This window comes from Salmonella sp. SAL-020, assembly GCF_017372215.1.
GTDB classification, from domain to species: domain Bacteria; phylum Pseudomonadota; class Gammaproteobacteria; order Enterobacterales; family Enterobacteriaceae; genus Salmonella; species Salmonella enterica.
This window is the reverse complement of sequence record NZ_CP071690.1, coordinates 503,618-525,646: the sequence shown is the minus strand read 5'-3', so window position 1 is coordinate 525,646 and position 22,029 is coordinate 503,618. Positions and strand designations below refer to the sequence as shown.

Annotated in this window: 24 protein-coding genes; 7 read left to right on the top strand and 17 right to left on the bottom strand. The window is 53.1% G+C overall.

The annotated features are described in order from the left end of the window. Positions 1–121 precede the first annotated feature (121 nt). From rpsI to zapE, 3 genes are all read right to left on the bottom strand, one after another. Positions 122–514: a 30S ribosomal protein S9 gene (gene rpsI / locus J1G48_RS02480; protein ID WP_000829815.1), complete on the bottom strand. Its 393-nt coding sequence runs from the start codon at positions 512–514 to the stop codon at positions 122–124. 15 nt (positions 515–529) lie between these two features. Continuing rightward, positions 530–958 (bottom strand): 50S ribosomal protein L13, encoded by a 429-nt coding sequence (gene rplM, locus J1G48_RS02475; protein WP_000847559.1) that lies wholly within the window; start codon positions 956–958, stop codon positions 530–532. A 301-nt stretch (positions 959–1,259) separates the two neighbouring features. After that, a complete protein-coding gene (gene zapE, locus J1G48_RS02470) occupies positions 1,260–2,384 on the bottom strand; it encodes a cell division protein ZapE (protein WP_001191221.1) in 1,125 nt (374 codons plus the stop codon). Positions 2,385–2,576: 192 nt separating this feature from the next. On the opposite strand from zapE, the gene zapG reads away from it, so the two are divergent. From zapG to degS, 3 genes are all read left to right on the top strand, one after another. After that, positions 2,577–2,975, top strand: coding sequence for a Z-ring associated protein ZapG (gene zapG, locus J1G48_RS02465; protein WP_001519074.1), 399 nt, complete (start codon positions 2,577–2,579; stop codon positions 2,973–2,975). 156 nt (positions 2,976–3,131) lie between these two features. Further along, positions 3,132–4,499 carry a serine endoprotease DegQ gene (degQ, locus tag J1G48_RS02460; protein ID WP_119795181.1) on the top strand — a complete coding sequence of 456 codons (1,368 nt, stop codon included), beginning with the start codon at positions 3,132–3,134 and terminating at the stop codon, positions 4,497–4,499. Positions 4,500–4,591: 92 nt separating this feature from the next. Further along, positions 4,592–5,662 carry an outer membrane-stress sensor serine endopeptidase DegS gene (gene degS, locus J1G48_RS02455; RefSeq protein WP_000497705.1) on the top strand — a complete coding sequence of 357 codons (1,071 nt, stop codon included), beginning with the start codon at positions 4,592–4,594 and terminating at the stop codon, positions 5,660–5,662. A gap of 33 nt (positions 5,663–5,695) precedes the next feature. On the opposite strand, the gene J1G48_RS02450 is transcribed toward degS, so the two are convergent. The 10 genes from J1G48_RS02450 to mdh form a co-directional block, all read right to left on the bottom strand. Next, complete coding sequence (locus tag J1G48_RS02450) at positions 5,696–6,427, bottom strand: triphosphoribosyl-dephospho-CoA synthase (RefSeq protein ID WP_000602034.1); 732 nt, start codon at positions 6,425–6,427, stop codon at positions 5,696–5,698. 19 nt (positions 6,428–6,446) lie between these two features. After that, entirely contained in the window at positions 6,447–7,748 is a 1,302-nt protein-coding gene (locus J1G48_RS02445) for an oxalacetate decarboxylase subunit beta (RefSeq protein WP_000444887.1), read from the bottom strand. 12 nt (positions 7,749–7,760) lie between these two features. After that, positions 7,761–9,533, bottom strand: a complete 1,773-nt coding sequence (oadA, locus tag J1G48_RS02440; protein WP_000150436.1) for a sodium-extruding oxaloacetate decarboxylase subunit alpha — start codon at positions 9,531–9,533, stop codon at positions 7,761–7,763. 15 nt (positions 9,534–9,548) lie between these two features. Further along, on the bottom strand, positions 9,549–9,791 hold the full coding sequence (locus J1G48_RS02435) for an oxaloacetate decarboxylase subunit gamma (protein WP_000180123.1): 243 nt from the start codon (positions 9,789–9,791) through the stop codon (positions 9,549–9,551). Between the two features lie 156 nt (positions 9,792–9,947). Then, complete coding sequence (gene ttdB / locus J1G48_RS02430; protein ID WP_000162404.1) at positions 9,948–10,565, bottom strand: L(+)-tartrate dehydratase subunit beta; 618 nt, start codon at positions 10,563–10,565, stop codon at positions 9,948–9,950. Beyond that, the gene (gene ttdA, locus J1G48_RS02425) at positions 10,565–11,464 is read right to left on the bottom strand and encodes a L(+)-tartrate dehydratase subunit alpha (RefSeq protein ID WP_000045350.1); all 900 of its coding nucleotides are present in this window, start codon (positions 11,462–11,464) and stop codon (positions 10,565–10,567) included. Before ttdA ends, ttdB begins: the two co-directional genes overlap by 1 nt. Positions 11,465–11,496: 32 nt before the next feature. Next, entirely contained in the window at positions 11,497–12,765 is a 1,269-nt protein-coding gene (locus tag J1G48_RS02420) for an SLC13 family permease (RefSeq protein WP_000433393.1), read from the bottom strand. A gap of 210 nt (positions 12,766–12,975) precedes the next feature. Continuing rightward, positions 12,976–13,641 carry a GntR family transcriptional regulator gene (locus tag J1G48_RS02415; protein WP_001171585.1) on the bottom strand — a complete coding sequence of 222 codons (666 nt, stop codon included), beginning with the start codon at positions 13,639–13,641 and terminating at the stop codon, positions 12,976–12,978. Continuing rightward, positions 13,628–14,257, bottom strand: a complete 630-nt coding sequence (locus J1G48_RS02410; RefSeq protein ID WP_000723776.1) for a GntR family transcriptional regulator — start codon at positions 14,255–14,257, stop codon at positions 13,628–13,630. Before J1G48_RS02410 ends, J1G48_RS02415 begins: the two co-directional genes overlap by 14 nt. A gap of 119 nt (positions 14,258–14,376) precedes the next feature. Continuing rightward, positions 14,377–15,315, bottom strand: coding sequence for a malate dehydrogenase (mdh, locus tag J1G48_RS02405; RefSeq protein WP_000861586.1), 939 nt, complete (start codon positions 15,313–15,315; stop codon positions 14,377–14,379). Positions 15,316–15,729: 414 nt separating this feature from the next. Here mdh and argR point away from each other — a divergent pair, with 414 nt between their 5' ends. The 3 genes from argR to yhcN-B all read left to right on the top strand — a co-directional run bounded on the left by argR (position 15,730) and on the right by yhcN-B (position 17,198). Beyond that, positions 15,730–16,200 carry a transcriptional regulator ArgR gene (gene argR, locus J1G48_RS02400; protein ID WP_001257852.1) on the top strand — a complete coding sequence of 157 codons (471 nt, stop codon included), beginning with the start codon at positions 15,730–15,732 and terminating at the stop codon, positions 16,198–16,200. A 364-nt stretch (positions 16,201–16,564) separates the two neighbouring features. Beyond that, a complete protein-coding gene (gene yhcN, locus J1G48_RS02395; protein ID WP_000695695.1) occupies positions 16,565–16,828 on the top strand; it encodes a peroxide/acid stress response protein YhcN in 264 nt (87 codons plus the stop codon). Positions 16,829–16,931: 103 nt separating this feature from the next. Further along, positions 16,932–17,198 (top strand): DUF1471 family stress response protein YhcN-B, encoded by a 267-nt coding sequence (gene yhcN-B / locus J1G48_RS02390; protein ID WP_000853277.1) that lies wholly within the window; start codon positions 16,932–16,934, stop codon positions 17,196–17,198. A gap of 59 nt (positions 17,199–17,257) precedes the next feature. On the opposite strand, the gene J1G48_RS02385 is transcribed toward yhcN-B, so the two are convergent. From J1G48_RS02385 to aaeX, 4 genes are all read right to left on the bottom strand, one after another. After that, entirely contained in the window at positions 17,258–17,530 is a 273-nt protein-coding gene (locus tag J1G48_RS02385; RefSeq protein WP_001103887.1) for a hypothetical protein, read from the bottom strand. Positions 17,531–17,701: 171 nt separating this feature from the next. Next, positions 17,702–19,669 (bottom strand): p-hydroxybenzoic acid efflux pump subunit AaeB, encoded by a 1,968-nt coding sequence (gene aaeB / locus J1G48_RS02380; protein WP_000510914.1) that lies wholly within the window; start codon positions 19,667–19,669, stop codon positions 17,702–17,704. 5 nt (positions 19,670–19,674) lie between these two features. Beyond that, the gene (gene aaeA / locus J1G48_RS02375; protein ID WP_000855134.1) at positions 19,675–20,607 is read right to left on the bottom strand and encodes a p-hydroxybenzoic acid efflux pump subunit AaeA; all 933 of its coding nucleotides are present in this window, start codon (positions 20,605–20,607) and stop codon (positions 19,675–19,677) included. Positions 20,608–20,614: 7 nt separating this feature from the next. Continuing rightward, positions 20,615–20,818, bottom strand: a complete 204-nt coding sequence (gene aaeX / locus J1G48_RS02370; protein WP_000051840.1) for a p-hydroxybenzoic acid efflux pump operon protein AaeX — start codon at positions 20,816–20,818, stop codon at positions 20,615–20,617. Positions 20,819–20,999: 181 nt separating this feature from the next. Here aaeX and aaeR point away from each other — a divergent pair, with 181 nt between their 5' ends. Further along, complete coding sequence (gene aaeR / locus J1G48_RS02365; protein WP_000440300.1) at positions 21,000–21,929, top strand: HTH-type transcriptional activator AaeR; 930 nt, start codon at positions 21,000–21,002, stop codon at positions 21,927–21,929. Positions 21,930–22,029 lie beyond the last annotated feature (100 nt).

The following is a 22,029-nucleotide window of genomic DNA, read 5'->3' as shown; positions in this document are numbered from 1 at the left end:
AATAAGATGAGAATAATGCTAAAGATAGGGAGGAAAAGAGACTGGATTCGGACTTTAGCCATAAAAAAACCCGCCGAAGCGGGTTTTTTCGCTAACAGTTGTCTGCCGAAGCAGAACCCCATTAACGTTTGGAGAACTGCGGACGACGACGTGCTTTACGCAGGCCGACTTTCTTACGTTCAACCTGACGAGCGTCACGAGTAACGAAGCCAGCTTTACGCAGTTCGCCACGCAGGGACTCGTCGTACTCCATCAGAGCGCGGGTGATACCGTGACGGATCGCACCAGCCTGACCAGAGATACCACCACCTTTAACAGTGATGTACAGATCCAGTTTCTCAACCATGTCGACCAGTTCCAGCGGCTGACGAACTACCATGCGGGCAGTTTCACGACCGAAGTACTGTTCCAGAGAACGTTGGTTGATAACGATTTTACCGTTGCCCGGTTTGATGAACACGCGAGCTGCGGAACTTTTGCGGCGACCAGTGCCGTAGTATTGATTTTCAGCCATTGCCTATAATCCCGATTAGATGTCAAGAACTTGCGGTTGCTGTGCCGCGTGGTTGTGCTCGTTGCCCGCGTAAACTTTCAGTTTACGGAACATAGCACGACCCAGCGGGCCTTTTGGCAGCATGCCTTTAACCGCGATTTCAATCACACGCTCAGGACGGCGGGCAATCATCTCTTCAAAGGTCGCTTGTTTGATACCACCGATGTGGCCGGTGTGGTGATAGTACACTTTGTCAGTACGCTTGTTGCCGGTTACAGCAACTTTGTCAGCGTTCAGAACGATGATGTAATCACCAGTATCTACGTGCGGAGTGTATTCCGCTTTGTGCTTACCGCGCAGGCGACGAGCCAGTTCAGTAGCCAGACGGCCCAGAGTTTTACCGGTCGCGTCAACAACATACCAGTCGCGTTTTACGGTTTCTGGTTTAGCTGTAAAAGTTTTCATTAAAAGCTTACCCAAATAAATAAGTTACACGTTGGTGAACACCCAAACGTTTTAAATAGTTGAGGTTCACACGACAAAGTCCGGTAAACCTACCCCCTCGGATATGTTTGGCCGGCACAGAGAAAGTTTGGGAAAAAACTCTCTTGTAACGTGGGGTCGCAGGATTATAGAGAAGTCCAGGTCAAAGATCGACCCCTTTTTGCGATTTGCCGCGGGTTTTGTTCAGGCCTGGTTCACCCTCGGTCGGGGAGGTTGCACAGATATAATACCGCATAATGCCGGGGCGCTGCGCTTGTCCGGCTTACGGCATATGCTCCCGCTTGAGGTACTCCGCACTCTGCATCTCTTGCAGGCGTGACAGACAGCGCTGAAATTCAAACTTGAGCTGTTCCCCCTGATAAATTTCATATAACGGTGCGGCGGCGCTGACCACCAGCTTAACGTGGCGCTCGTAAAACTCATCCACCAGCGCAATAAAGCGGCGCGCTTCGTTCTCCATCAGCGGCGTCATGACCGGCACGTCAAACAGCAGAACCGTGTGAAATAACCTTGAGAGCGCAATGTAATCATGCTGGCTGCGGGCCTCGACGCACAGCGTAGCGAAAGAGACCGCTAGCGTTTGGTTTTCAACGCCCAGGGTGGATAAAGAGCGATGATTGATTTCCAGCGTCGGAGCGTGCTCGCGCGCGGCCCCCGCTAACGCCAGCCACAGTTTATCCATTTGCCGCCGGGTTTCATCATTAAGCGGCGTTAGCCATAAATGGGCCTGCGTCAGCGTCCGCAGCCGGTAATCGACGCCGGCGTCCACATTCATAATGTCGCAGTGCTGTTTAATGGCATCGATAGCCGGCAGGAAGCGGGCGCGTTGCAAACCGTTGCGGTAGAGTTCATCCGGCGGAATATTGGAGGTCGCGACCAGCGTAATGCCGCGTGCAAACAGCGCTTTCATTAAACCGCCCAGCAGCATGGCGTCGGTAATATCGGTGACGAAAAACTCATCGAAACACAGTACGTCCGTCTCGGTTTTAAACCGATCGGCAATAATGTCTAACGGATCGATCTGTCCCTGTAGCGCGGTAAGTTCTTCATGCACGCGCAGCATAAACCGATGAAAATGCAGGCGTAATTTTCGCTCACCCGGCAGGCTGTGGTAGAAGAGATCCATGAGCCAGGTTTTGCCGCGACCCACGCCCCCCCACATATACAGCCCGCGAACCGGTATTTGCGCGTCCGGTTCGTTTTTGCCTAATAATTTCCCCAGTCGCGCTATCAGTCCGCCGGGTGGCGTAGCCGACGATTTTTTCGCGGTGAGCGCCTGATAAAGGGTTTCCAGACGGTCGACCGCCTCTTTCTGTACGTCGTCAGGCTGATGGGTGCCTTCGTTGAGTGCCTGGAGATAACGCGATGTAGGGGAAAGGCTTTGCATAATGTTATTGTTATTCCTTGAAAATCGATGTGCCGTCGTTCACGGCTGACGAAAAAAAGGCCGTTCTACACTACGCGATATGCTGTCGGGATTCCACTTCTACGGAATTAGCGGTTATAGTGGCATAATCAGGCGCGGGCATGGAGCCTGGAGCCAACACCCTACGGAAACATAAGACAACGGGAGATGTTCATGACCTGGGAATATGCGCTAATTGGATTAGTCGTCGGTATCATCATTGGTGCCGTGGCCATGCGTTTTGGTAATCGTAAGTTACGTCAACAGCAGGCATTGCAGTACGAACTGGAAAAAAACAAAGCTGAGCTGGAAGAGTACCGTGAAGAGCTAGTTAGCCACTTTGCCCGCAGCGCGGAACTGCTGGATACCATGGCGCATGATTACCGCCAGCTGTATCAGCATATGGCGAAAAGCTCCAGCAGCCTGCTGCCGGAAATGTCTGCGGAGTCGAATCCGTTCCGTAACCGTCTGGCGGAGTCTGAGGCGAGCAACGATCAGGCGCCAGTACAAATGCCACGTGATTATTCTGAAGGCGCGTCTGGCCTGTTACGTAGCGGCGCAAAGCGCGATTAATCGCACGCCGTTAAGAAATTTATCGGGCGCATCGCTTGCGCCCTCTCTCTATCTTTCCTGTCCCAGCTATTATCATTGTTACCAGGCTGAAAATTCAATAACATCAATCTGTTTTGAATTGTCTATCCGTTCATTCAAGGTACGAGAGCAGCATCCATGAAAAAACACACCCAGCTGTTAAGTGCATTAGCGTTAAGTGTCGGGTTAACTCTTTCGGCGCCGTTTCCAGCCCTTGCATCGATACCAGGCCAGGTGCCAGGCCAGGCGACGCTGCCAAGCCTTTCCCCTATGCTGGAGAAAGTGCTGCCTGCTGTCGTCAGCGTAAAAGTCGAGGGAACCGCCGCCCAGAGCCAAAAAGTGCCGGAGGAGTTTAAAAAATTCTTTGGCGAGGATCTGCCAGACCAGCCGTCCCAGCCGTTTGAAGGACTCGGTTCGGGGGTGATTATCGATGCCGCGAAAGGCTATGTATTAACCAATAATCATGTGATTAATCAGGCACAGAAGATCAGTATTCAACTGAATGACGGACGCGAATTCGACGCGAAGCTGATCGGCGGCGACGACCAGAGCGATATCGCTCTGTTACAAATTCAGAATCCCAGCAAGTTAACGCAAATTGCCATCGCCGATTCCGACAAACTCCGCGTCGGCGATTTCGCCGTGGCGGTCGGTAATCCGTTTGGTCTAGGACAAACCGCCACCTCCGGGATTATTTCAGCGCTGGGACGCAGCGGGCTTAATCTGGAAGGGCTTGAGAACTTTATTCAAACCGATGCCTCTATTAACCGCGGCAACTCCGGCGGCGCGCTGCTTAACCTGAACGGCGAGCTGATCGGGATTAATACCGCGATCCTCGCGCCAGGGGGCGGGAGCATCGGCATTGGCTTTGCTATTCCTTCCAATATGGCGCAGACGCTGGCGCAGCAGTTGATTCAGTTCGGCGAAATCAAACGCGGATTGCTGGGAATTAAAGGCACTGAAATGACCGCTGATATCGCTAAGGCATTCAAACTGAACGTTCAGCGTGGCGCTTTTGTCAGCGAGGTTTTACCCAATTCAGGTTCGGCGAAGGCCGGGGTGAAATCCGGAGACGTGATTATCAGTCTTAACGGTAAGCCGCTGAATAGCTTTGCCGAACTGCGTTCGCGTATCGCCACCACCGAACCGGGCACGAAAGTGAAGCTGGGCCTGCTGCGCGATGGTAAGCCGCTGGAGGTGGAAGTCACGCTGGATTCCAATACCTCTTCTTCCGCCAGCGCCGAAATGATCGCCCCGGCGTTGCAAGGCGCGACGTTGAGCGACGGCCAGCTGAAAGACGGGACGAAAGGCGTTAAGGTTGATAGCGTCGAAAAAAGCAGTCCTGCCGCGCAGGCCGGTTTGCAAAAAGATGATGTTATCATCGGCGTTAACCGCGATCGCATCAGTTCTATCGCCGAAATGCGCAAAGTGATGGCGGCAAAACCGTCCATCATTGCTCTTCAGGTAGTACGCGGCAACGAGAACATTTATCTATTGCTGCGCTAATCCTGTCTTAAACCGGGCATCAGCCTGCGATGTGATGTCCGGTTAACTCATGGTATGCTGCTGCCGTTCCCTTTTTTAACGACGCCTCCATCATGTTTGTGAAGCTCTTACGTTCGGTCGCAATAGGTTTAATTGTCGGCGCTATTCTGTTGGCCGTCATGCCTTCTTTGCGCAAAATTAATCCTATCGCCGTCCCGCAATTCGACAGTACCGATGAGACGCCAGCCAGTTATAATTTTGCGGTTCGCCGCGCCGCGCCTGCCGTCGTCAACGTCTATAACCGCAGTATGAACAGTACCGCGCATAATCAACTGGAGATCCGCACGCTAGGTTCCGGCGTGATCATGGATCAACGCGGTTATATTATTACCAACAAGCACGTGATTAACGATGCCGATCAGATTATCGTCGCGCTACAGGATGGCCGCGTCTTTGAAGCGCTACTGGTTGGCTCCGATTCGCTTACCGATCTGGCGGTGCTGAAGATCAACGCCACTGGCGGGCTGCCTACCATCCCGATTAATACAAAGCGTACACCGCATATTGGCGACGTCGTACTGGCTATCGGCAACCCATATAATCTGGGACAGACCATCACCCAGGGGATCATCAGCGCAACGGGTCGTATCGGCCTGAACCCGACGGGGCGACAGAATTTTCTCCAGACCGACGCCTCGATTAACCACGGTAATTCCGGCGGCGCGCTGGTCAACTCGTTAGGCGAACTGATGGGGATCAACACCCTCTCTTTTGATAAGAGTAACGATGGCGAAACGCCGGAAGGCCTTGGTTTTGCGATTCCCTTCCAGCTAGCCACGAAAATTATGGATAAGCTTATCCGCGACGGTCGCGTGATTCGCGGCTATATCGGTATTGGCGGACGAGAAATCGCGCCGCTGCACGCGCAGCAGGGTAGCGGCATGGACCCGATTCAGGGCATTGTCGTTAATGAAGTGACGCCAAACGGCCCCGCCGCGCTTGCCGGTATTCAGGTTAATGATTTGATTATTTCGGTCAATAATAAACCCGCTGTGTCCGCGCTGGAGACGATGGATCAGGTGGCGGAAATCCGCCCGGGCTCCGTCATTCCGGTCGTGGTAATGCGGGATGATAAGCAGCTCACGTTCCAGGTGACGGTGCAGGAATACCCGGCGTCGAACTAAAACGACGCGGCTTTTGCCCGCGTCGTTCGACGACTAGTCAATAAAGACTGGCCCTGCCGGAAAATGCGCCAGGAAACTCGTGAAGATCAGCAGAGCGGGGAGACTTTTCTCCCCGACGGCTTCTTCACGCAGCGCCTTATCCAGTACAAGCAGGCTATGCTCCCCCCCTTCCCCCAAAATGCCGCCCATCCAGAGCAGTCGTTGCGCCTGTTGACGCGCATACTGCGATGCGCTTTTCCAGGCAACCAGATGCAGCAACGTTTGTAACAGCAGGATCCGAGACGCGTGACCATCGCGTTGTAATCGCCTGAATACGGGTAATGCAATACTACGTACCGTCGAGAAACCGCTCGCCGCCTCCCCCTCAATCGGCGATAAACCAACAGCCGCCTGTTTGACGAAATCGCATAACTGATTGTGTGTTAATGGCCGCTCGCCTGCGCTCATATACCCTGCGGCAAAACAGAGTAACCCGATACCCTGAGCCCAATCGGTCGATGGCAGAATCCCCTGCGGAACATTCGGTGCCGACGTCTGTGCGGCACAAAGCCCCTCGTCGTAACACTGTGCAAAACGTTGCTCATATATTGCTGAGTTGACGCCAGACCACGGCAGCAAATGCAGTGCTGGCTCAAGCTCAGTTATCTGATTCACCGTCTCAACAACATAACGCAAGATGGTTTCTCTGGATGGCATGGATGTACCTTGCCGAAACGCAACCATTTCACTCATTACTGTGTCCTCATTTTGCGGGAGCAGAATCACTGCTCCCGATTAGATTGGATTACATTGCCAGCACGTACTTCAGCATCACGCCCGCGGCAATGGCCGAACCGATAACCCCCGCCACGTTCGGGCCCATCGCGTGCATCAGCAGGAAGTTCTGCGGGTCCGACTCCAGGCCCACCTTGTTCGATACGCGTGCCGCCATCGGCACCGCCGACACCCCCGCCGAACCGATAAGCGGGTTGATTTTGTTCTTACTGCACAGGTTCATCAGCTTCGCCATCAGCACCCCGGCCGCCGTCCCAATCCCGAACGCAATCACACCCAGCAGCAGAATGCCCAGCGTCTGCGGCTGCAAAAACTTATCCGCCACCAGCTTCGCGCCCACCGACAGCCCGAGGAAGATGGTCACGATATTAATCAGCCCGTTCTGTACCGTGTCGCTCAGACGCTCCACCACGCCGCTTTCACGCATCAGGTTGCCAAAGCAGAACATCCCCAGCAGCGGCGCGGCGTCCGGCAGCAGCAGGGCCACCAGTAGTAACAGCACCACCGGGAAGAGGATTTTTTCCCGCTTACTCACCGTGCGCAGCTGCACCATGCGGATTTTGCGCTCTTTCTCGCTGGTCAGCGCGCGCATAATCGGCGGCTGGATTAACGGCACCAGCGCCATATACGAGTACGCCGCCACCGCGATGGCCCCCAGCAGCTCCGGGGCCAGCTTGCCCGACAGATAAATCGCCGTCGGGCCGTCCGCGCCGCCGATAATGCCGATTGCCGCCGCCTGCGGCAGGGTGAAGGAAATCAGGCCGAAGTAGTTCAGCGTCAGCGCCCCCAGCACGGTGGCGAAGATGCCGAACTGCGCCGCCGCCCCCAGCAGCAGGGTGCGCGGGTTGGCCAGCAGCGGGCCGAAGTCGGTCATCGCGCCCACGCCCATAAAGATGACCAGCGGCGCGACACCGGAGCCAATCGCCACTTTATAGAACAGCGCCAGCACCCCCGGCGTGTAGCCCATGTCCACCGCCAGGTTCTCCATCTGGCTCTGCACCGACGGCAGCGCCAGCGCTAATGCCTCTTTAATGGCGTGCACGTCCGGCGCGCAGTTGAGCTTCGCGGCAATCACCGCCAGTTGCCCGGCGTCGTGGTGCGCCAGCAGGCTCTCCAGCGCGGTCAGCGCCATACCCGCTTCCGGGATATTGGAGAGCAGGCCGCCGAAGCCAATCGGCAGCAGCAGTAACGGTTCGAACTTCTTCGCAATCGCCAGCCACAGCAGCAGCAGGCTGACCAGCAGCATGATGGCCTGGCCTGCGCCAAGGTGCATCAGCCCCATGCCCTGAAGCAGGGCGTTCAGACTTTCCATTTCAGTTCTCCGTTACGCCAGCGTCATCAGGGTGTCGCCCACGGAGACCGCGTCCCCGGACTTCACCGCGATACCGCGTACCGTCCCGGCCTGCGCGGCGCGGATTTCGGTTTCCATCTTCATGGCTTCCAGAATCAGCAGCACGTCGCCTTCGGCCACGCTCTGGCCCTCGGTGGCAATCACCTTCCAGATGTTGCCCGCCAGCGGCGCGGTGACCGGGGTGCCGGCGCCTGCCGGGGCAACCGGGGATGCCGCCTGAACCGGCGCAGACGAAGCCGCCGTCAGCTGGCTGATATCGCCGCCGTCGCTGACCTTCACCACAAAGGCTTTGCCTTCCACTTCCACGGTGTAGATACCGGAGGCGGCAGGCTTCTCTGCTTTTGCCACCGGCTGCGCGGCTTCCGCCTGCGGTACCGGCTCAAACGCCGCCGGGTTGTGGCGGTTTTCGAGGAATTTGAGGCCAATCTGCGGGAACAGCGCCACGGTGAGCACGTCGTCGATGGCGTTTCCCGCAAGCTGAATGCCCTTCTCCTGCGCCTGGCGCCTGACGTCCGCTTCCAGTTCAGCCAGTTCCGGCTTCAGCAGGTCCGCCGGGCGGCAGGTCACCGGAGCGCCCCCTTCCAGCACGCGGGCCTGTAACGCGGCGTTCACCGGCACCGGGGTGTGGCCGTATTCGCCTTTCAGAATGCCCGCCGTTTCTTTGGCAATGGTTTTGTAGCGCTCGCCGGTCAGGACATTGAGCACCGCCTGGGTGCCGACAATCTGCGAGGTCGGGGTCACCAGCGGGATAAAGCCGAGGTCCTCGCGCACGCGGGGGATTTCCGCCAGCACCTGGTCGAGTTTGTCCGCCGCGTTCTGCTGCTTCAGCTGGCTTTCGAGGTTGGCGAGCATTCCGCCCGGCACCTGCGCCACCAGAATACGGCTGTCGTAGCCCTTCAGCTGGCCTTCAAAGGCGTGATACTTTTTGCGCACCTCGCGGAAGTACGCGGCGATATTTTCCAGCTTCAGGATATCCAGCCCGGTGTCGTGCTCAGTACCTGCCAACGTCGCCACCAGCGCTTCGGTGGCCGGGTGGCCGTAGGTGGCGCTCATGGAGGAAATCGCCGTGTCCACGCCGTCGACGCCCGCCTCGATGGCCTTCAGCAGCGCCATCTCCGCCATCCCGGTGGTGGCATGGCAGTGCAGGTGCAGGCGCACGTCATAGCGTTTTTTGATTTCGCTCACCAGCTCATACGCCGCCATCGGCGTGAGAATGCCGGACATATCCTTGATGGCGATGGAATCGACGCCGGTCTCTAACAACTGTTCGGTTAAATCCAGCCAGGTCTGCAGGGTGTGCGCCGGGCTGGTGGTATAGCTCAGCGTGCCCTGGGCGTGCGCGCCGTGGCTGCGCACCGCCTGCAGGGCGGCCTTCATATTGCGCGGGTCGTTCATGGCATCGAAGACGCGGAACACGTCCATGCCGTTTTTCACCGCCCGCTCAACGAAGCGTTCCACCACATCATCGGCGTAATGGCGGTAGCCGAGCAGGTTCTGGCCGCGCAGCAGCATCTGCAGGGGAGTCTTCGGCATGGCCTTTTTAAGCTCGCGCAGGCGCAGCCACGGGTCTTCGCCGAGAAAGCGGATACAGGCGTCAAAGGTGGCGCCGCCCCAGCACTCCAGCGAGCCGTAGCCCACGTCATCGAGCGCGGCGGCAATCGGCAGCATGTCATCAAGGCGCAGGCGGGTGGCGAACAGGGACTGGTGGGCGTCACGCAGGACGACGTCGGTAATGGCAATGGTCATGGATCCCTCCGGGAATTAAGCGTTAAGGCGGTGATGGTGAATGGCGGCGGCAATCACCGGCTTTAAGCGGGTGAAGTCGTCCACGACGGGAACGGCGCGCGGTGCGGGCGCGGCGACTGGTTCCGGGAAGAAGCGAGTAATCACGGCAGACATGCCGCGGATGGCGAAAATCAGCAGGAACAGAAACGCCAGCACGAACCCCATGCCGAGGAACATCAGGGTGAAGCCTTCACCTAATAGCAGAGCTGCATTAGTCATAAAATAGCCTTCAGGCAGGAGGCACGATAATGGGGCTATTTATGACGATGAAATAATAAGAGTGGATTTCCCTGAGCCGCCCCCGGCCAGAGCCCTTGGTTATTATTATCGTCATAACGTATTACCACCATTATCGTGCAATTTACGTAATCAGGTTTATTTGATGAAACTTACGTTCTGGCATATTTCATCAGCGACGATCTCTTTACGCTGATTAAAAATAATTTTGTTCTGTTCAAACAGATTATTCCCATGGGTATCAATAGAAACAATCAGCGGGCCAAACTCTTTAACCCGACAGAGCCACAGAGTTTCCGGCATCCCCAGATCGCGCCATTGGGCATCTTCAATTTCTTCCACGCACACGGCGGCTACAACCGCACAACCGGCAGGGAATACGCAGTGCAGCGCTTTGTGTTCAGCACAGCCCTCTTCGGTACCTTTACCCATACCGCCTTTACCCACAATTAATTTCACGCCGGTCTGCGCAATAAATTCTTTTTCGAATTTCTCCATACGCATGCTGGTGGTTGGTCCAACGGAGACCATTTCAAACTTATCGTCTTCGCCTTTAATTGGGCGGACAATGGGGCCAGCGTGTAAAATAGCGCCGCCGCGAACATCTACCGGAAGCTCGCGACCACCTTCAATTAAACGGCGATGGGCTACGTCACGGCAGGTAACAATATGACCATTGAGATAAATAATATCGCCAGCCTTAATATCCGCTAAATCTTCATCTTTAATTGGCGTAGTCAGGATTTTTTTAGTCATCAGAAATTCACTCCGCTGTGAGACGTAATGGTGTAATTCAAATCTTTATCGAAAACGATATGCCCTTTACGGTGCGACCAGCAGCCGACGTTTACCGCCACGCCGATGGTAGAAGGATGACGCGCGGTGTTTTCAATGTTCACGCCCATAACGGAGGTATTACCGGACATCCCCTGCGGCCCCAGGCCAATTTTGTTAATGCCTTCTTCCAGCATTTTTTCCAGCGAGGCTGCACGCTCATTCTCGTTATGCGAACCGATCGGACGCATCAGCGCTTTTTTCGATAGCAGTGCCGCCGTTTCAACAGAGGTCGCTACGCCCACGCCAACCAGCAGCGGCGGACACGCGTTGAGGCCGTAGCTGGTCATCACATCCAGTACAAAGCGGGTCACACCTTCATAGCCTGCACCCGGCATCAGCACCATCGCTTTCCCCGGCAGGGAACAACCGCCGCCCGCCATATAGGTATAAATGCTGCACTGATCGGAATTGGGAACGATCTCCCAGAAGACCGTCGGCGTACCTTTACCCACGTTTTTACCGGTGTTGTATTCATCAAAAGTTTCTACGCTGTTGTGGCGCAGCGGAGAATCGACAGTTGCTTTGATCACCGCCTCACGCAACAACGCTTCCAGCTCGCCAATCAGCGGAAAGTTCGTCCCGCACTCCACCAGAAACTGAATGACACCGGTGTCCTGGCAGGAAGGTCGATCCAGCTCTTTCGCCAGACGCTGGTTCTCAATCATGGTAGTAAAGATGACGTCGGCCAGTTTACTGGTCTCTTTCTTATGCAAATCTTCCAGTTTTGCAGTGACATCATCAGGCAAAACTTTGCCGGTATATCCCACAAACTTGGCCATAACGTCGGTCATATGGGATATCTGTTCACTTTTGCTCATAAATGCTCCTTAGTCAGAACAGCTTCCGTTAATTACGGATGAAAAGGGAAAAGGATTGGCAGCAGGATCAAGCTGACAATGGTTGAAACGATAATCAGGGGGATACCGGCCTTAGCGTAGTCGACAAATTTATAGCCACCCGCGGAGAGCACCATCATGTTGGCAGGCATACCGATAGGGGTTGCGTAGGCGCAGGAACCGCCAATGACCGTCGCCATCAGAACCGCACGCGGGTCGGCCCCCATACCTGCGGCAATGGACAAACTCACCGGCACCAATAGCGCTGTCGTTGCGGTATTGGACATAAAGTTGGTCATCACAACGGATAAGGCGAAAACGGCGATCAGCAACATGAACGGTGAAGAGTTTTGCCCCAGCATGCCGATTACATAGTCCGCAACCAGCTTGCCTGCCCCGGTCATTTCCAGCGCTTTTGCCAGCGCCAGGGTGCCGCCAAAGATAAAAATAGTCTGTGAATCAATGGCTTTATAGGCCTGTTTTTCCGTGAGTACGCCGGTAACTACCAGCACAAGAGCGCCAATACAACCGGTCACGGCCAGGCTGACACCGATCTTCTTCTCAAAGATCATGCCGAGGATCGTTGCGATCAACACCACCAGTGAGAGCCGTTGTTTCCACTGTGGAACATGGCTGTAGTCACGTTGCTCCCCGACGCTCCCCACCTCACCGCCGGTCGCATTATTCGGCAGAAAGCGATAGCCAATAGTCAGGAAGTAGAGAATGCCGCAGATGAGCATCGGGAGACCGATTTTTGCGTATTCAAAAAAGCCAAAGCCGCCGCCAATATTCTGTAGCGCAGACTGCGCGATAAGATTTCCCGGCGCGCCAATTAACGACAGGTTACCGCCCAACGCAGCGGCGAAAACCAGCGGCATCAGTAGACGAGAACGCGAGAAGCCCGATTTTGCCGCCACGCCGATCACCACCGGAATCAAAACCGCAGCGGTACCGGTGTTAGAGAGGACGCCAGACATCAAACCCACCACCACCATAATGGTGAAGATCAGCTGTTTTTCTGTTTTCGCGAAGCGCGTGATGACGCCGCCCACTTTGTTTGCCATACCGGTCTCGAACAACGCACCGCCCACGATGAACATCGCGACAAAGAGGATAACGTTAGTGTCGATAAAGCCAGCAAAGGCCTGTTTGATATTCAGAACGCCGGTGATCACTAAGGCCACGCAGACAATCATGGAAGTGACGGCAAGTGGCACTTTTTCCCATACAAACATGACGATAGCGAACACCAATAAACATAAGGTAAGGGTAATGGGTTCCATATTTATAATTATCCAATCAATGATATATGATATTGTATCCAATGTTGACAGGGAGAAATTATTCCCATACAAAAACTAAGTCAAATCGTTTCTCAGGAAAGATGCAGGAGTGGGATCTACATCAAGATCGTGGTTAGATCGTTACTGGACGTGATTAATAGAATTGAAGAATTGGTTGAAGCGCCTGCGATGCTCACGCAGGCGAAAAGATCAGGCAGAAGGGTCACCAACATAGCGGGTCAGCATATTCTCCATTGAGCGAATAATGTGTTCGCGCATGCGCTGGCGTGCCAATGTTTCATCATGAAGTTCAAGAGCTTGCAGAATACTTTTATGTTCCTGAATGGAAATCACGGCATACTCTTCTTCGGTGACCTTATGGCCCATCGACAGGCCGTTCCACATATTACAGAGCAACATTTTCATTTTTTCGTTGCCAGCAACATTCCATATTTCCATATGAAATGCCTGATTCAGGTCGGAGTATTCCGCCGAGTTATTTTCCGCGAGAGCCTTTTCAGCGGCATAATGCACCTGGGCTATCCGCGAGATATCGGTGCCAGGACGAGAAGCTTTAGCCACCGCCTCACTTTCTAACAGCGCGCGAATTTCATAGTGTTCACGGATCGTTTGTTCATTGATGCCCAACACCACCGCCCCTTTATTAGGGCGCACTTTTATCAGCCCATCCGCCGCCAGAATCTGAAACGCCTCGCGCACTGGCATACTGGACACGCCGACCATTCTGGCAATGCCTTCTAACGTAATCTCCTGCCCTTCTACTAACTCCCTCGAAAGAATCGCTTTACGCAGCACTGCCGCGACCTGTTCTTTCGCTGAAAGAAGCTTAATCTTCCCTAACTTAGGCTTCTGCACTTTCCCAATCCTTCATATGTTGACGCATTATTTCTGCTAAAGAGAGGAAATAACGCTGCATAACTTGCCCAATCTCATCACGCCGCCCCTGGCGTATGACGTCAGCCAGTTCAGCGAAAAGCTGCGCCGACTCCTGATTATCTTTTTTCAGATGCAAAATAACATAAGAGACATAACCGTCCAGGAACTGCTGATACACCTTTTCCAGATAGCGGTTATTCACATAAGAAATCAGCATCGCATGACACTCCAGTTCGCAGGATTTGTCTTCTGCGACAGCCAGCGCTTGCGCACGTATCAGGAGGGCATCGCCTACTTCGCTGGGTATCAGCGAAAACATTTCGGCGGCCATCGCGGCAATTACGCGAAAAATATGACTCACGCGATCGGCCTCAAGATGCGCGACCTGCATGTGCCTGTTGGGCAGTCGGATTAAAAAACCTTCCTGTTCGAGTGACTGTAGCGCTTCTCGAACCGGCATTCGTGAAAGACCAAGCTGCTCCGCAATACTTTCCTGCGCGAGTTCTTCTCCCGCTTTTATATTGCCGGAAAGAATTTCATAGCGAAGCATTTGCGTAATGTGATCGCGGGTTTGCGTTCTTTGGATCTTTTTCACGACGTTCTCGTTAATAACCGATAAGACGTGAGGAGTTTAGCAGATTTAGTACTTGATTTCGTGGCTTGTTTACAGTCAAAGAAGCCGGAGCAAAAGCCCCGGCATCGGGCAGGAACAGCTTATTTATTAATAAAATCTTCACCCAACTGAATATCTTTTTTCAGCGTATCCAGCATAGCGTCCAGCGAATGTTGCTCGAAAGCGCTCAGTGTGCCGATGGATTTACGCTCTTCTACACCGTTTTTACCCAGCAGCAGCGGCTGAGAGAAGAAACGGGCATACTGACCGTCGCCTTCCACATAGGCGCATTCCACCACGCCTTTTTCGCCCTGCAGAGCGCGAACCAGAGAAAGACCGAAACGCGCGGCAGCCTGGCCCATAGAGAGGGTTGCCGATCCGCCGCCGGCTTTCGCCTCGACGACTTCAGTACCGGCGTTCTGAATACGTTTAGTCAGCTCGGCCGCTTCTTGTTCGGTAAAACTTACGCCTGGAATCTGCGACAGCAGCGGCAGAATCGTCACGCCGGAGTGTCCGCCAATCACCGGAACTTCAACTTCCGTTGGCAGCTTACCTTTCAGCTCTGCGACAAAGGTATTAGAGCGGATGATATCCAGCGTGGTAACGCCAAACAGTTTGTTTTTGTCGTATACGCCTGCTTTTTTCAGCACTTCCGCCGCAATCGCAACGGTGGTGTTCACCGGGTTGGTGATAATGCCCACGCACGCTTTCGGGCAGGTTTTAGCGATCTGCTGCACCAGGTTTTTCACGATGCCAGCGTTAACGTTAAACAGGTCGGAACGGTCCATACCCGGCTTACGCGCCACACCCGCAGAAATCAGTACTACGTCAGCGCCTTCAAGCGCCGGGGTTGCGTCTTCACCGGAGAAACCTTTGATTTTTACAGCGGTGGGGATGTGGCTCAAATCAACGGCCACACCGGGAGTCACTGGAGCGATGTCGTACAGGGAGAGTTCTGAACCTGAAGGCAGTTGGTTTTTTAAAAGTAATGCCAGCGCCTGACCGATACCACCAGCAGCGCCGAGGACTGCGACTTTCATCCTAAACTCCTTATTATATGATTAGCTAAGTGTCTATTGCTCCGCGGCGGCGACCTTAATTCACAAATTCAATGATTACAATCCTCACTCATCAAGAATGCGGAGTCGCGCAATTTTGGCTTTTATGCATTTAATTTGCGTAATCCGGATCGACTGCAACCAGAGAGCAACGTTCCTACAGGTGGTGACAATATACCCTACTATCCTCTCAAAACAACATCATTTTGATAACAATTAATTTACTTTTAATCTTATTTGCGAGGCGTGACACAGGCATGTTTCTTGATAACGAAATTTGATAAAATTCCGCTCTTTCATAACATTATTTCAGCCTTAAACAAGGCAGACTGTTTGCATAAAAATTCATCTGTATGCACAATAATGTTGTTTCTACCGCCATATTACGGGTGACTTATGCGAAGCTCGGCTAAACAAGAAGAACTAGTAAGAGCGTTTAAAGCGCTCCTCAAAGAAGAAAAATTCAGCTCACAGGGCGAAATCGTCCTCGCGTTGCAGGATCAGGGCTTTGAAAATATCAATCAGTCCAAGGTCTCGCGCATGTTGACTAAGTTCGGCGCAGTGCGTACACGTAACGCAAAAATGGAAATGGTGTACTGTCTTCCGGCTGAACTGGGCGTCCCAACAACATCCAGTCCGTTGAAAAATCTGGTGCTGGATATCGACTATAACGACGCTGTCGTGGTGATTCATACCAGCCCCGGCGCGGCACAACTCATCGCGCGCCTGCTGGATTCACTGGGGAAAGCAGAAGGTATTCTCGGCACGATTGCCGGCGACGATACTATCTTCACTACGCCTGCCAGCGGCTTTTCCGTAAGAGATCTGTACGAAGCCATTCTGGAACTTTTTGAACAAGAGCTTTAGTCCCACTTCCTCCGTCGTCGTACGGCGGAGGCACCTTTTTGTCCTCTCCCCTCGCCGCTTTCCTGTACGGCTATCATTTGGCAAATCATGCCCTTAAACATTCACCGCATGAATGACAAATCAAAAAAACGCACAAAATGTCAAATTTTTTAACCTATTGATTTTCTTTTATTTTTTAAACAGCAGCGGCGAAAAACAGCAATTTTAATTCCATAACGTTATAAAAAATAAAATTTTTAATGTCTTTAAAAAGCAGAAACAATTAGCGTGGTATTAATTAATCGCGTGATTAGTGTATACTTAATTTTGTGATGAGGGTCACGAAACAAAGACCCCAGTAAAGGAATTCGACGAGGTAAAAATCATGAAAATCAAAACCACTGTTGCAACATTAAGTGTTCTGTCCGTTCTCTCTTTTGGCGCTTTCGCCGCAGAACCTATCAGCGCAGAGCAAGCGCAAAATCGTGAAGCAATCGGATCGGTTTCAGTCAGCGCTATCGGCTCATCGCCTATGGATATGAACGCCATGCTGAGCAAAAAAGCGGATGAACAAGGCGCTACGGCCTACCACATTACCGAAGCGCGTAGCGGTAGCAACTGGCACGCCACTGCCGAACTGTACAAATAAAATTCACCTGCCATCGCATATAACGTGTCATTGCTTCGCGGAGATATCGCATAAGAAAAGCCCATTAATCCGCGAGGTTGACCCTATAAAGGAATAAAAGACCATGAAAACGAAATACATTATCGCATCACTCGGCCTGGCCACTCTGCTCTCTTTCGGCGCAAATGCCGCAGTACATCAGGTTAACGCGGAACAGGCGCAGAATCTGCAACCGATGGGCACCATTTCCGTCTCGCAGATTGGCAGTACGCCAATGGATATGCGCCAGGAGATTGTCGCTAAAGCCGAAAAAGCAGGCGCTAATAGCTATCGCATCATCGAATTAAAAGAAGGTGATAACTGGCACGCCACCGCCGAGTTGTATAAGTAAACCCTCGTCGTCTAACCCGACGACTTGCCCCCGCCTGTCGGGGGCTTTTTTATGCTTTTTCAATGCCGGACATTAAACCGTAGCCGCCCCTCCAGCTCTTCTTCCGCTTCATCAAAGAGTAAAATCAGCGCCCCGTAGCGCCTGCGCAGTTTATCAGGCAGGTGAACGAACTCAATCTCTAGCGGTAGAGGTAAGATATCGCTCATTACCGCATCCCATAATGTATCAAGATCGCTTACTTTCTCACTGGCAAGACCAAACGTCTGCGTAAACTCGCGATAAAAATCGCTTTGGTTTTTAATATCATTAAAATCAAAAGTATAGACATTCATAGCCAGCCACCATCCCCGACAGACAATTGTCTGTTTTACTACTAAGCATCATTATGCAGAGGTTTCACTTCCAGAAACGCTTTTAGCCCCGGAGCACTCTTGCGCTGTTTTTGTATCTCAAATAAGTATAGTCATAAAAAAACCGACGCTTTTGGCATCGGTTCTTGTGGGTTAGCTATCGGTAAGCGCGTTCTGGTATTTATGTAACATGCCCGTCAGGCGTTTAACCGGTTCCGTCACCTGCGTCGGCGCCTCCCAGATACGTAATTTCTCCTGATAGATATCCAGCTCATCCAGCAACTGACCAAAGTAGCGTCGCCGTTTATCATCGCTTCCGGCGGAAATAACATGGTCTGCGGTACGACGAAGCTGACGGTGGAACACTGACAGATCCTCATTAACCGGTATCGGCGCGTCGCGCAGACGTTGATGAGCAATGATCATCGTTAGCGCCAGGCGAAACTTCGGCAAATCGCCAGGGAATTTATTCATCAGCAAAAAGAGTTGCTGATATAACGCAGGCAGACGGTTTTCTTTACGACGTACCACGTTGGTCGTCATTGCCGAGACCGCAGCGGAAACAAACTGATTAAGCAGCACGCGACCGGTTCGATCTTTGGATTTATCACGCACCAGCAGGATGACGATAAACGCCAGCATACAGCCGACAATTTGCCCCAACGCGCTGTCGAGGAACTGGCTGAAATGGAACGTCATCGGATTATCCAACACAATAATGTTAATCGTACTGGCCAGCGCCCCCATCGACCCCAGACGCCGTTTCTGGACCTCAATGCCGATAAAGAACCCCAATACCGCCAGGCTCAAACATAACAACAGCATACTTTGCTGCGTATTGGGAATAATCACCAGGAAATAGAGCAATCCCAGCGGCAACGCCGCCAGAGTGCCATAAATAAAATCAATGCAGACCATGCGCGGATTGGGTAAACGCATCGCCAGCGAGGTCACCACGGCAATCATCACCATCGCGCCATTACCCGATGTCCAGCCGGTCCATAGCCAGAATAATGTCCCCAGTATGCAGGAAAGCGTGGTGCGCCAGAAGTTCACCATCGCATGGTGACGTTCAGCGGATTCCACTTTAACTACGGGCTCGCCTTGCAGGATCTCTTCTTCCGTCGCGCTGATTTTGGTGTTGCTGATCACGCCGCGTTTAAGCAGCAGATAGCGCGTCGCTGCGCCTACCCAGCTATAAAGCGTGACGGGCGTTTCGCGCTCGCCGGTCCAGACAATGACACGCCGCATCCGTTTTAACTGCCTGTGAACGTCCTGTACCGTTTCAACCGGCGTCTCGAACAGTTCCCGGAATGTATCGGTAATCAGTTCCGGCCGCGTGTTTTGAATAAGATAAGTTTCACAGGATTGCGTAATCAGCGTGAGCGAAAGCGTATTCAACGCTTTCAGGCGGCGGTTAGCGCGTACCCAGCGCGAAGATTCCATATTCAGATTACTTCGCATTCCCTCCAGCGCCGCCGTGCGTCGCACCAGATCGCCCCAGGCGTTGTCGACTTCTTCGCTGTCGCCATGCTTAATACAAAGTTGCATTAGCTGATATTGCGCTACCAGTAAACTGTCCAGTTCGCGATCAACCTCCTGCTTTATCGATCGCGGCGAGAAAAGCAGATCCGCTAAAATAGCGCAGCCAATGCCGATGACGATTTCGCTACAGCGCTCAAGCGCAAATTGCGGCGTAAGCAGCGGCTCCGTCTGAATGGTAATCACAATGATCAGCGCAGTATAACCTGACAGTCCCCACGCATAAGAGTTTTCGATCCGTACTAAAGAGGAGATCCAGGTACAAAAACCGGCCCAGACACAGCACACCAGAATCATCAATAACGGCGCGCGGATCATAGAGATAATAATGATAAGCGCGGCGATACAGCCAATAAACGTCCCGATAATACGCAACATTCCGCGATAACGGATAGCGCCGGAATAGGGTTCCCCGCCGGCGGCAAATGCCGGGCCTGCCGCCACGATCGCGGCGGTCAGCACCGCCCAACGCGGCGTCTCCAGTTGAAAATGGAAGCCGATAAATAATGCCAGCACAATGGCGCACGCCAGCTTTACCGCAAAACGAATGTGCTGGTTGGCAATGGAGAAAATGCCCATGACGATTAACCGAATTCGCGCAGCCGGTGCGCCAGTTTACGGAAGAAGGAGTCCTGGCTTGCGTCACGATCCTGCTTACCGGTGATCACGACGGTTGCCGTCGTACCGGCAGGCCACAAATTCCCCTGCTGCTCGTCGAGTCGGATACGCACCGGGACACGCTGGGCCAGACGCACCCATTCGAGGTTAGAGTCTATCGTCGCCATCCCTTTCGCATCGCTGGTACTGCTGGCATTCGTTACCCCTGCCGCCACGCTATCGACGGTACCTTTTAATACCCGGTTGCTGCCAAGCGGCGTGATTTCGGCACGATATCCCGGACGCACGCCTTCCAGCTTGGTCTCTTCCATATAGGCCTGCACGTAAAAAGAGTTCTTTTTCACCAGGGCGACGGCTGTGGAACCGCGGGTAATAAATTCACCGGCATAAACATTAAGGTTAGTCACCCAGCCGTCGGCAGGCGCGCGAATGACGGTGCGTTCCAGATCGAGTTTAGCCAGATCGCGCGTCGCCTGGGCTTTAGCCAGTTGATGCAGTACCGTCTGCAAGACGTTGTTCGCCTGATCGATCTCTTCCCGGGACATCGCCTGTACGCCGAGGCGATTACGGCGACCGGCTTCCTGGCGTTTTTCCTGCGCCAGTACCTGATAATAGGCTACATCAGCTTCCGCTTCCGCCAGCGCTTTTTGATAGCGTGGCTGATCGATGGTAAACAGGACCTGATCCTTTTTCACCAGTTGGTTATCATGCACGTTTACATGGGTAATCAGGCCCGCGACATCCGGGGCAATAGCGACGACATCGGCGCTAAAACGCGCGTCGCGCGTCCAGGGAGATTCGGTGTAATACACCCAGGCGCGGAAAATGGCGATAAAGGCCAGAATAACCAGTACGAGGGTAATGGCCGTACGGGAGAGTTTTCTTGTTAGTGTTTTCACTTCAACCTCAAACGAACAGGCGCGATATTAAATAAAACAGACAACAATACAGCGCGGTATTGAACAAAGCCGGATGCCAGACAAAATCATAGATACCCGTCGGCACAAGCATCCGACGCACCAGCCAAAAAATAGCCAGTGACAAAAGCAATTCGAAAAATATCGGTGGGAAGGAAAGACCAAACACCACGATAACGGGAAACAGACTCATGTTGACCTTGATTTCTGAGAGAGAGCAGGCGATAGATTGTTAAGCTACATCGCCGCAGAGAAGGGCAAGAGACGCCAGGCGAGAGCGACATAGCTCTTATTCGAATAATAGTATATTAACGTAATTGTTATGCTGTTATCTATATTATGTGATCTAAATCACTTTTAAGCCAGAGTGAATAATGGAACGATTAAAACGAATGTCGGTATTCGCCAAAGTTGTCGAGTTTGGCTCTTTTACCGCCGCAGCCAGACAGCTGCAAATGAGCGTATCGTCCATCAGCCAGACTGTGGCGAAACTGGAAGATGAGCTTCAGGTTAAATTGCTCAACCGCAGCACACGCAGCATTGGGCTCACCGAGGCTGGAAAAATCTATTATCAGGGCTGTCGTCGTATGCTGCATGAAGTGCAGGATGTTCATGAGCAGCTTTACGCTTTTAATAACACGCCCATCGGTACATTGCGTATCGGCTGTTCTTCAACCATGGCGCAAAATGTGCTGGCCGGGCTTACCGCAAAATTATTAAAAGAGTATCCCGGTCTGGCGGTCAATCTTGTGACAGGAATTCCGGCTCCGGATTTAATTGCCGACGGACTGGACGTGGTGATCCGCGTGGGCGCGCTGCAAGACTCCAGCCTGTTTTCCCGTCGACTCGGCGCGATGCCGATGGTTGTGTGCGCCGCCAAGCCCTACCTCGCTCAGTACGGCGTCCCGGAAAAACCCGCCGATCTCAGTAGCCATTCCTGGCTGGAATATAGCGTGCGCCCGGATAATGAGTTTGAACTTATCGCGCCGGAAGGAATTTCTACCCGACTGATTCCACAGGGGCGGTTCGTCACTAACGATCCGATGACGCTGGTACGCTGGCTGACCGCCGGAACCGGAATCGCCTATGTGCCGCTGATGTGGGTGATCGATGAGATCAATCGTGGCGATCTGGAGATCCTGCTGCCTCGCTATCAGTCCGATCCCCGTCCGGTGTACGCGCTGTACACCGAAAAAGATAAGCTGCCGCTTAAAGTGCAGGTAGTGATTAACGCGTTAACTGACTATTTTGTCGATGTCGCACACCTGTTTCAGGGGATGCACGGGCGGGGAAAAGAAAAATAAAAACACCGGGTAATTGCTGAAGACGATTGTAGGCCAGATGCCACCCGAGGCTGACATTTCCTGATGGCGCTGCGCTTATCAGGCCTGGGCGGCACACACC

What these genes read in the sequence shown, in the direction of transcription:
- degQ (WP_119795181.1), top strand. Translation starts at nt 3,132, where the DNA reads ATGAAAAAACACACCCAGCTGTTAAGTGCATTAGCGTTAAGTGTCGGG.
- aaeR (WP_000440300.1), top strand. Translation starts at nt 21,000, where the DNA reads ATGGAACGATTAAAACGAATGTCGGTATTCGCCAAAGTTGTCGAGTTT.
- zapE (WP_001191221.1), bottom strand. Translation starts at nt 2,384, where the DNA reads ATGCAAAGCCTTTCCCCTACATCGCGTTATCTCCAGGCACTCAACGAA.
- yhcN (WP_000695695.1), top strand. Translation starts at nt 16,565, where the DNA reads ATGAAAATCAAAACCACTGTTGCAACATTAAGTGTTCTGTCCGTTCTC.
- aaeX (WP_000051840.1), bottom strand. Translation starts at nt 20,818, where the DNA reads ATGAGTCTGTTTCCCGTTATCGTGGTGTTTGGTCTTTCCTTCCCACCG.
- J1G48_RS02435 (WP_000180123.1), bottom strand. Translation starts at nt 9,791, where the DNA reads ATGACTAATGCAGCTCTGCTATTAGGTGAAGGCTTCACCCTGATGTTC.
- rplM (WP_000847559.1), bottom strand. Translation starts at nt 958, where the DNA reads ATGAAAACTTTTACAGCTAAACCAGAAACCGTAAAACGCGACTGGTAT.
- ttdA (WP_000045350.1), bottom strand. Translation starts at nt 11,464, where the DNA reads ATGAGCAAAAGTGAACAGATATCCCATATGACCGACGTTATGGCCAAG.
- J1G48_RS02420 (WP_000433393.1), bottom strand. Translation starts at nt 12,765, where the DNA reads ATGGAACCCATTACCCTTACCTTATGTTTATTGGTGTTCGCTATCGTC.
- degS (WP_000497705.1), top strand. Translation starts at nt 4,592, where the DNA reads ATGTTTGTGAAGCTCTTACGTTCGGTCGCAATAGGTTTAATTGTCGGC.
- oadA (WP_000150436.1), bottom strand. Translation starts at nt 9,533, where the DNA reads ATGACCATTGCCATTACCGACGTCGTCCTGCGTGACGCCCACCAGTCC.
- zapG (WP_001519074.1), top strand. Translation starts at nt 2,577, where the DNA reads ATGACCTGGGAATATGCGCTAATTGGATTAGTCGTCGGTATCATCATT.
- aaeB (WP_000510914.1), bottom strand. Translation starts at nt 19,669, where the DNA reads ATGGGCATTTTCTCCATTGCCAACCAGCACATTCGTTTTGCGGTAAAG.
- argR (WP_001257852.1), top strand. Translation starts at nt 15,730, where the DNA reads ATGCGAAGCTCGGCTAAACAAGAAGAACTAGTAAGAGCGTTTAAAGCG.
- mdh (WP_000861586.1), bottom strand. Translation starts at nt 15,315, where the DNA reads ATGAAAGTCGCAGTCCTCGGCGCTGCTGGTGGTATCGGTCAGGCGCTG.
- yhcN-B (WP_000853277.1), top strand. Translation starts at nt 16,932, where the DNA reads ATGAAAACGAAATACATTATCGCATCACTCGGCCTGGCCACTCTGCTC.
- ttdB (WP_000162404.1), bottom strand. Translation starts at nt 10,565, where the DNA reads ATGACTAAAAAAATCCTGACTACGCCAATTAAAGATGAAGATTTAGCG.
- J1G48_RS02445 (WP_000444887.1), bottom strand. Translation starts at nt 7,748, where the DNA reads ATGGAAAGTCTGAACGCCCTGCTTCAGGGCATGGGGCTGATGCACCTT.
- J1G48_RS02385 (WP_001103887.1), bottom strand. Translation starts at nt 17,530, where the DNA reads ATGAATGTCTATACTTTTGATTTTAATGATATTAAAAACCAAAGCGAT.
- rpsI (WP_000829815.1), bottom strand. Translation starts at nt 514, where the DNA reads ATGGCTGAAAATCAATACTACGGCACTGGTCGCCGCAAAAGTTCCGCA.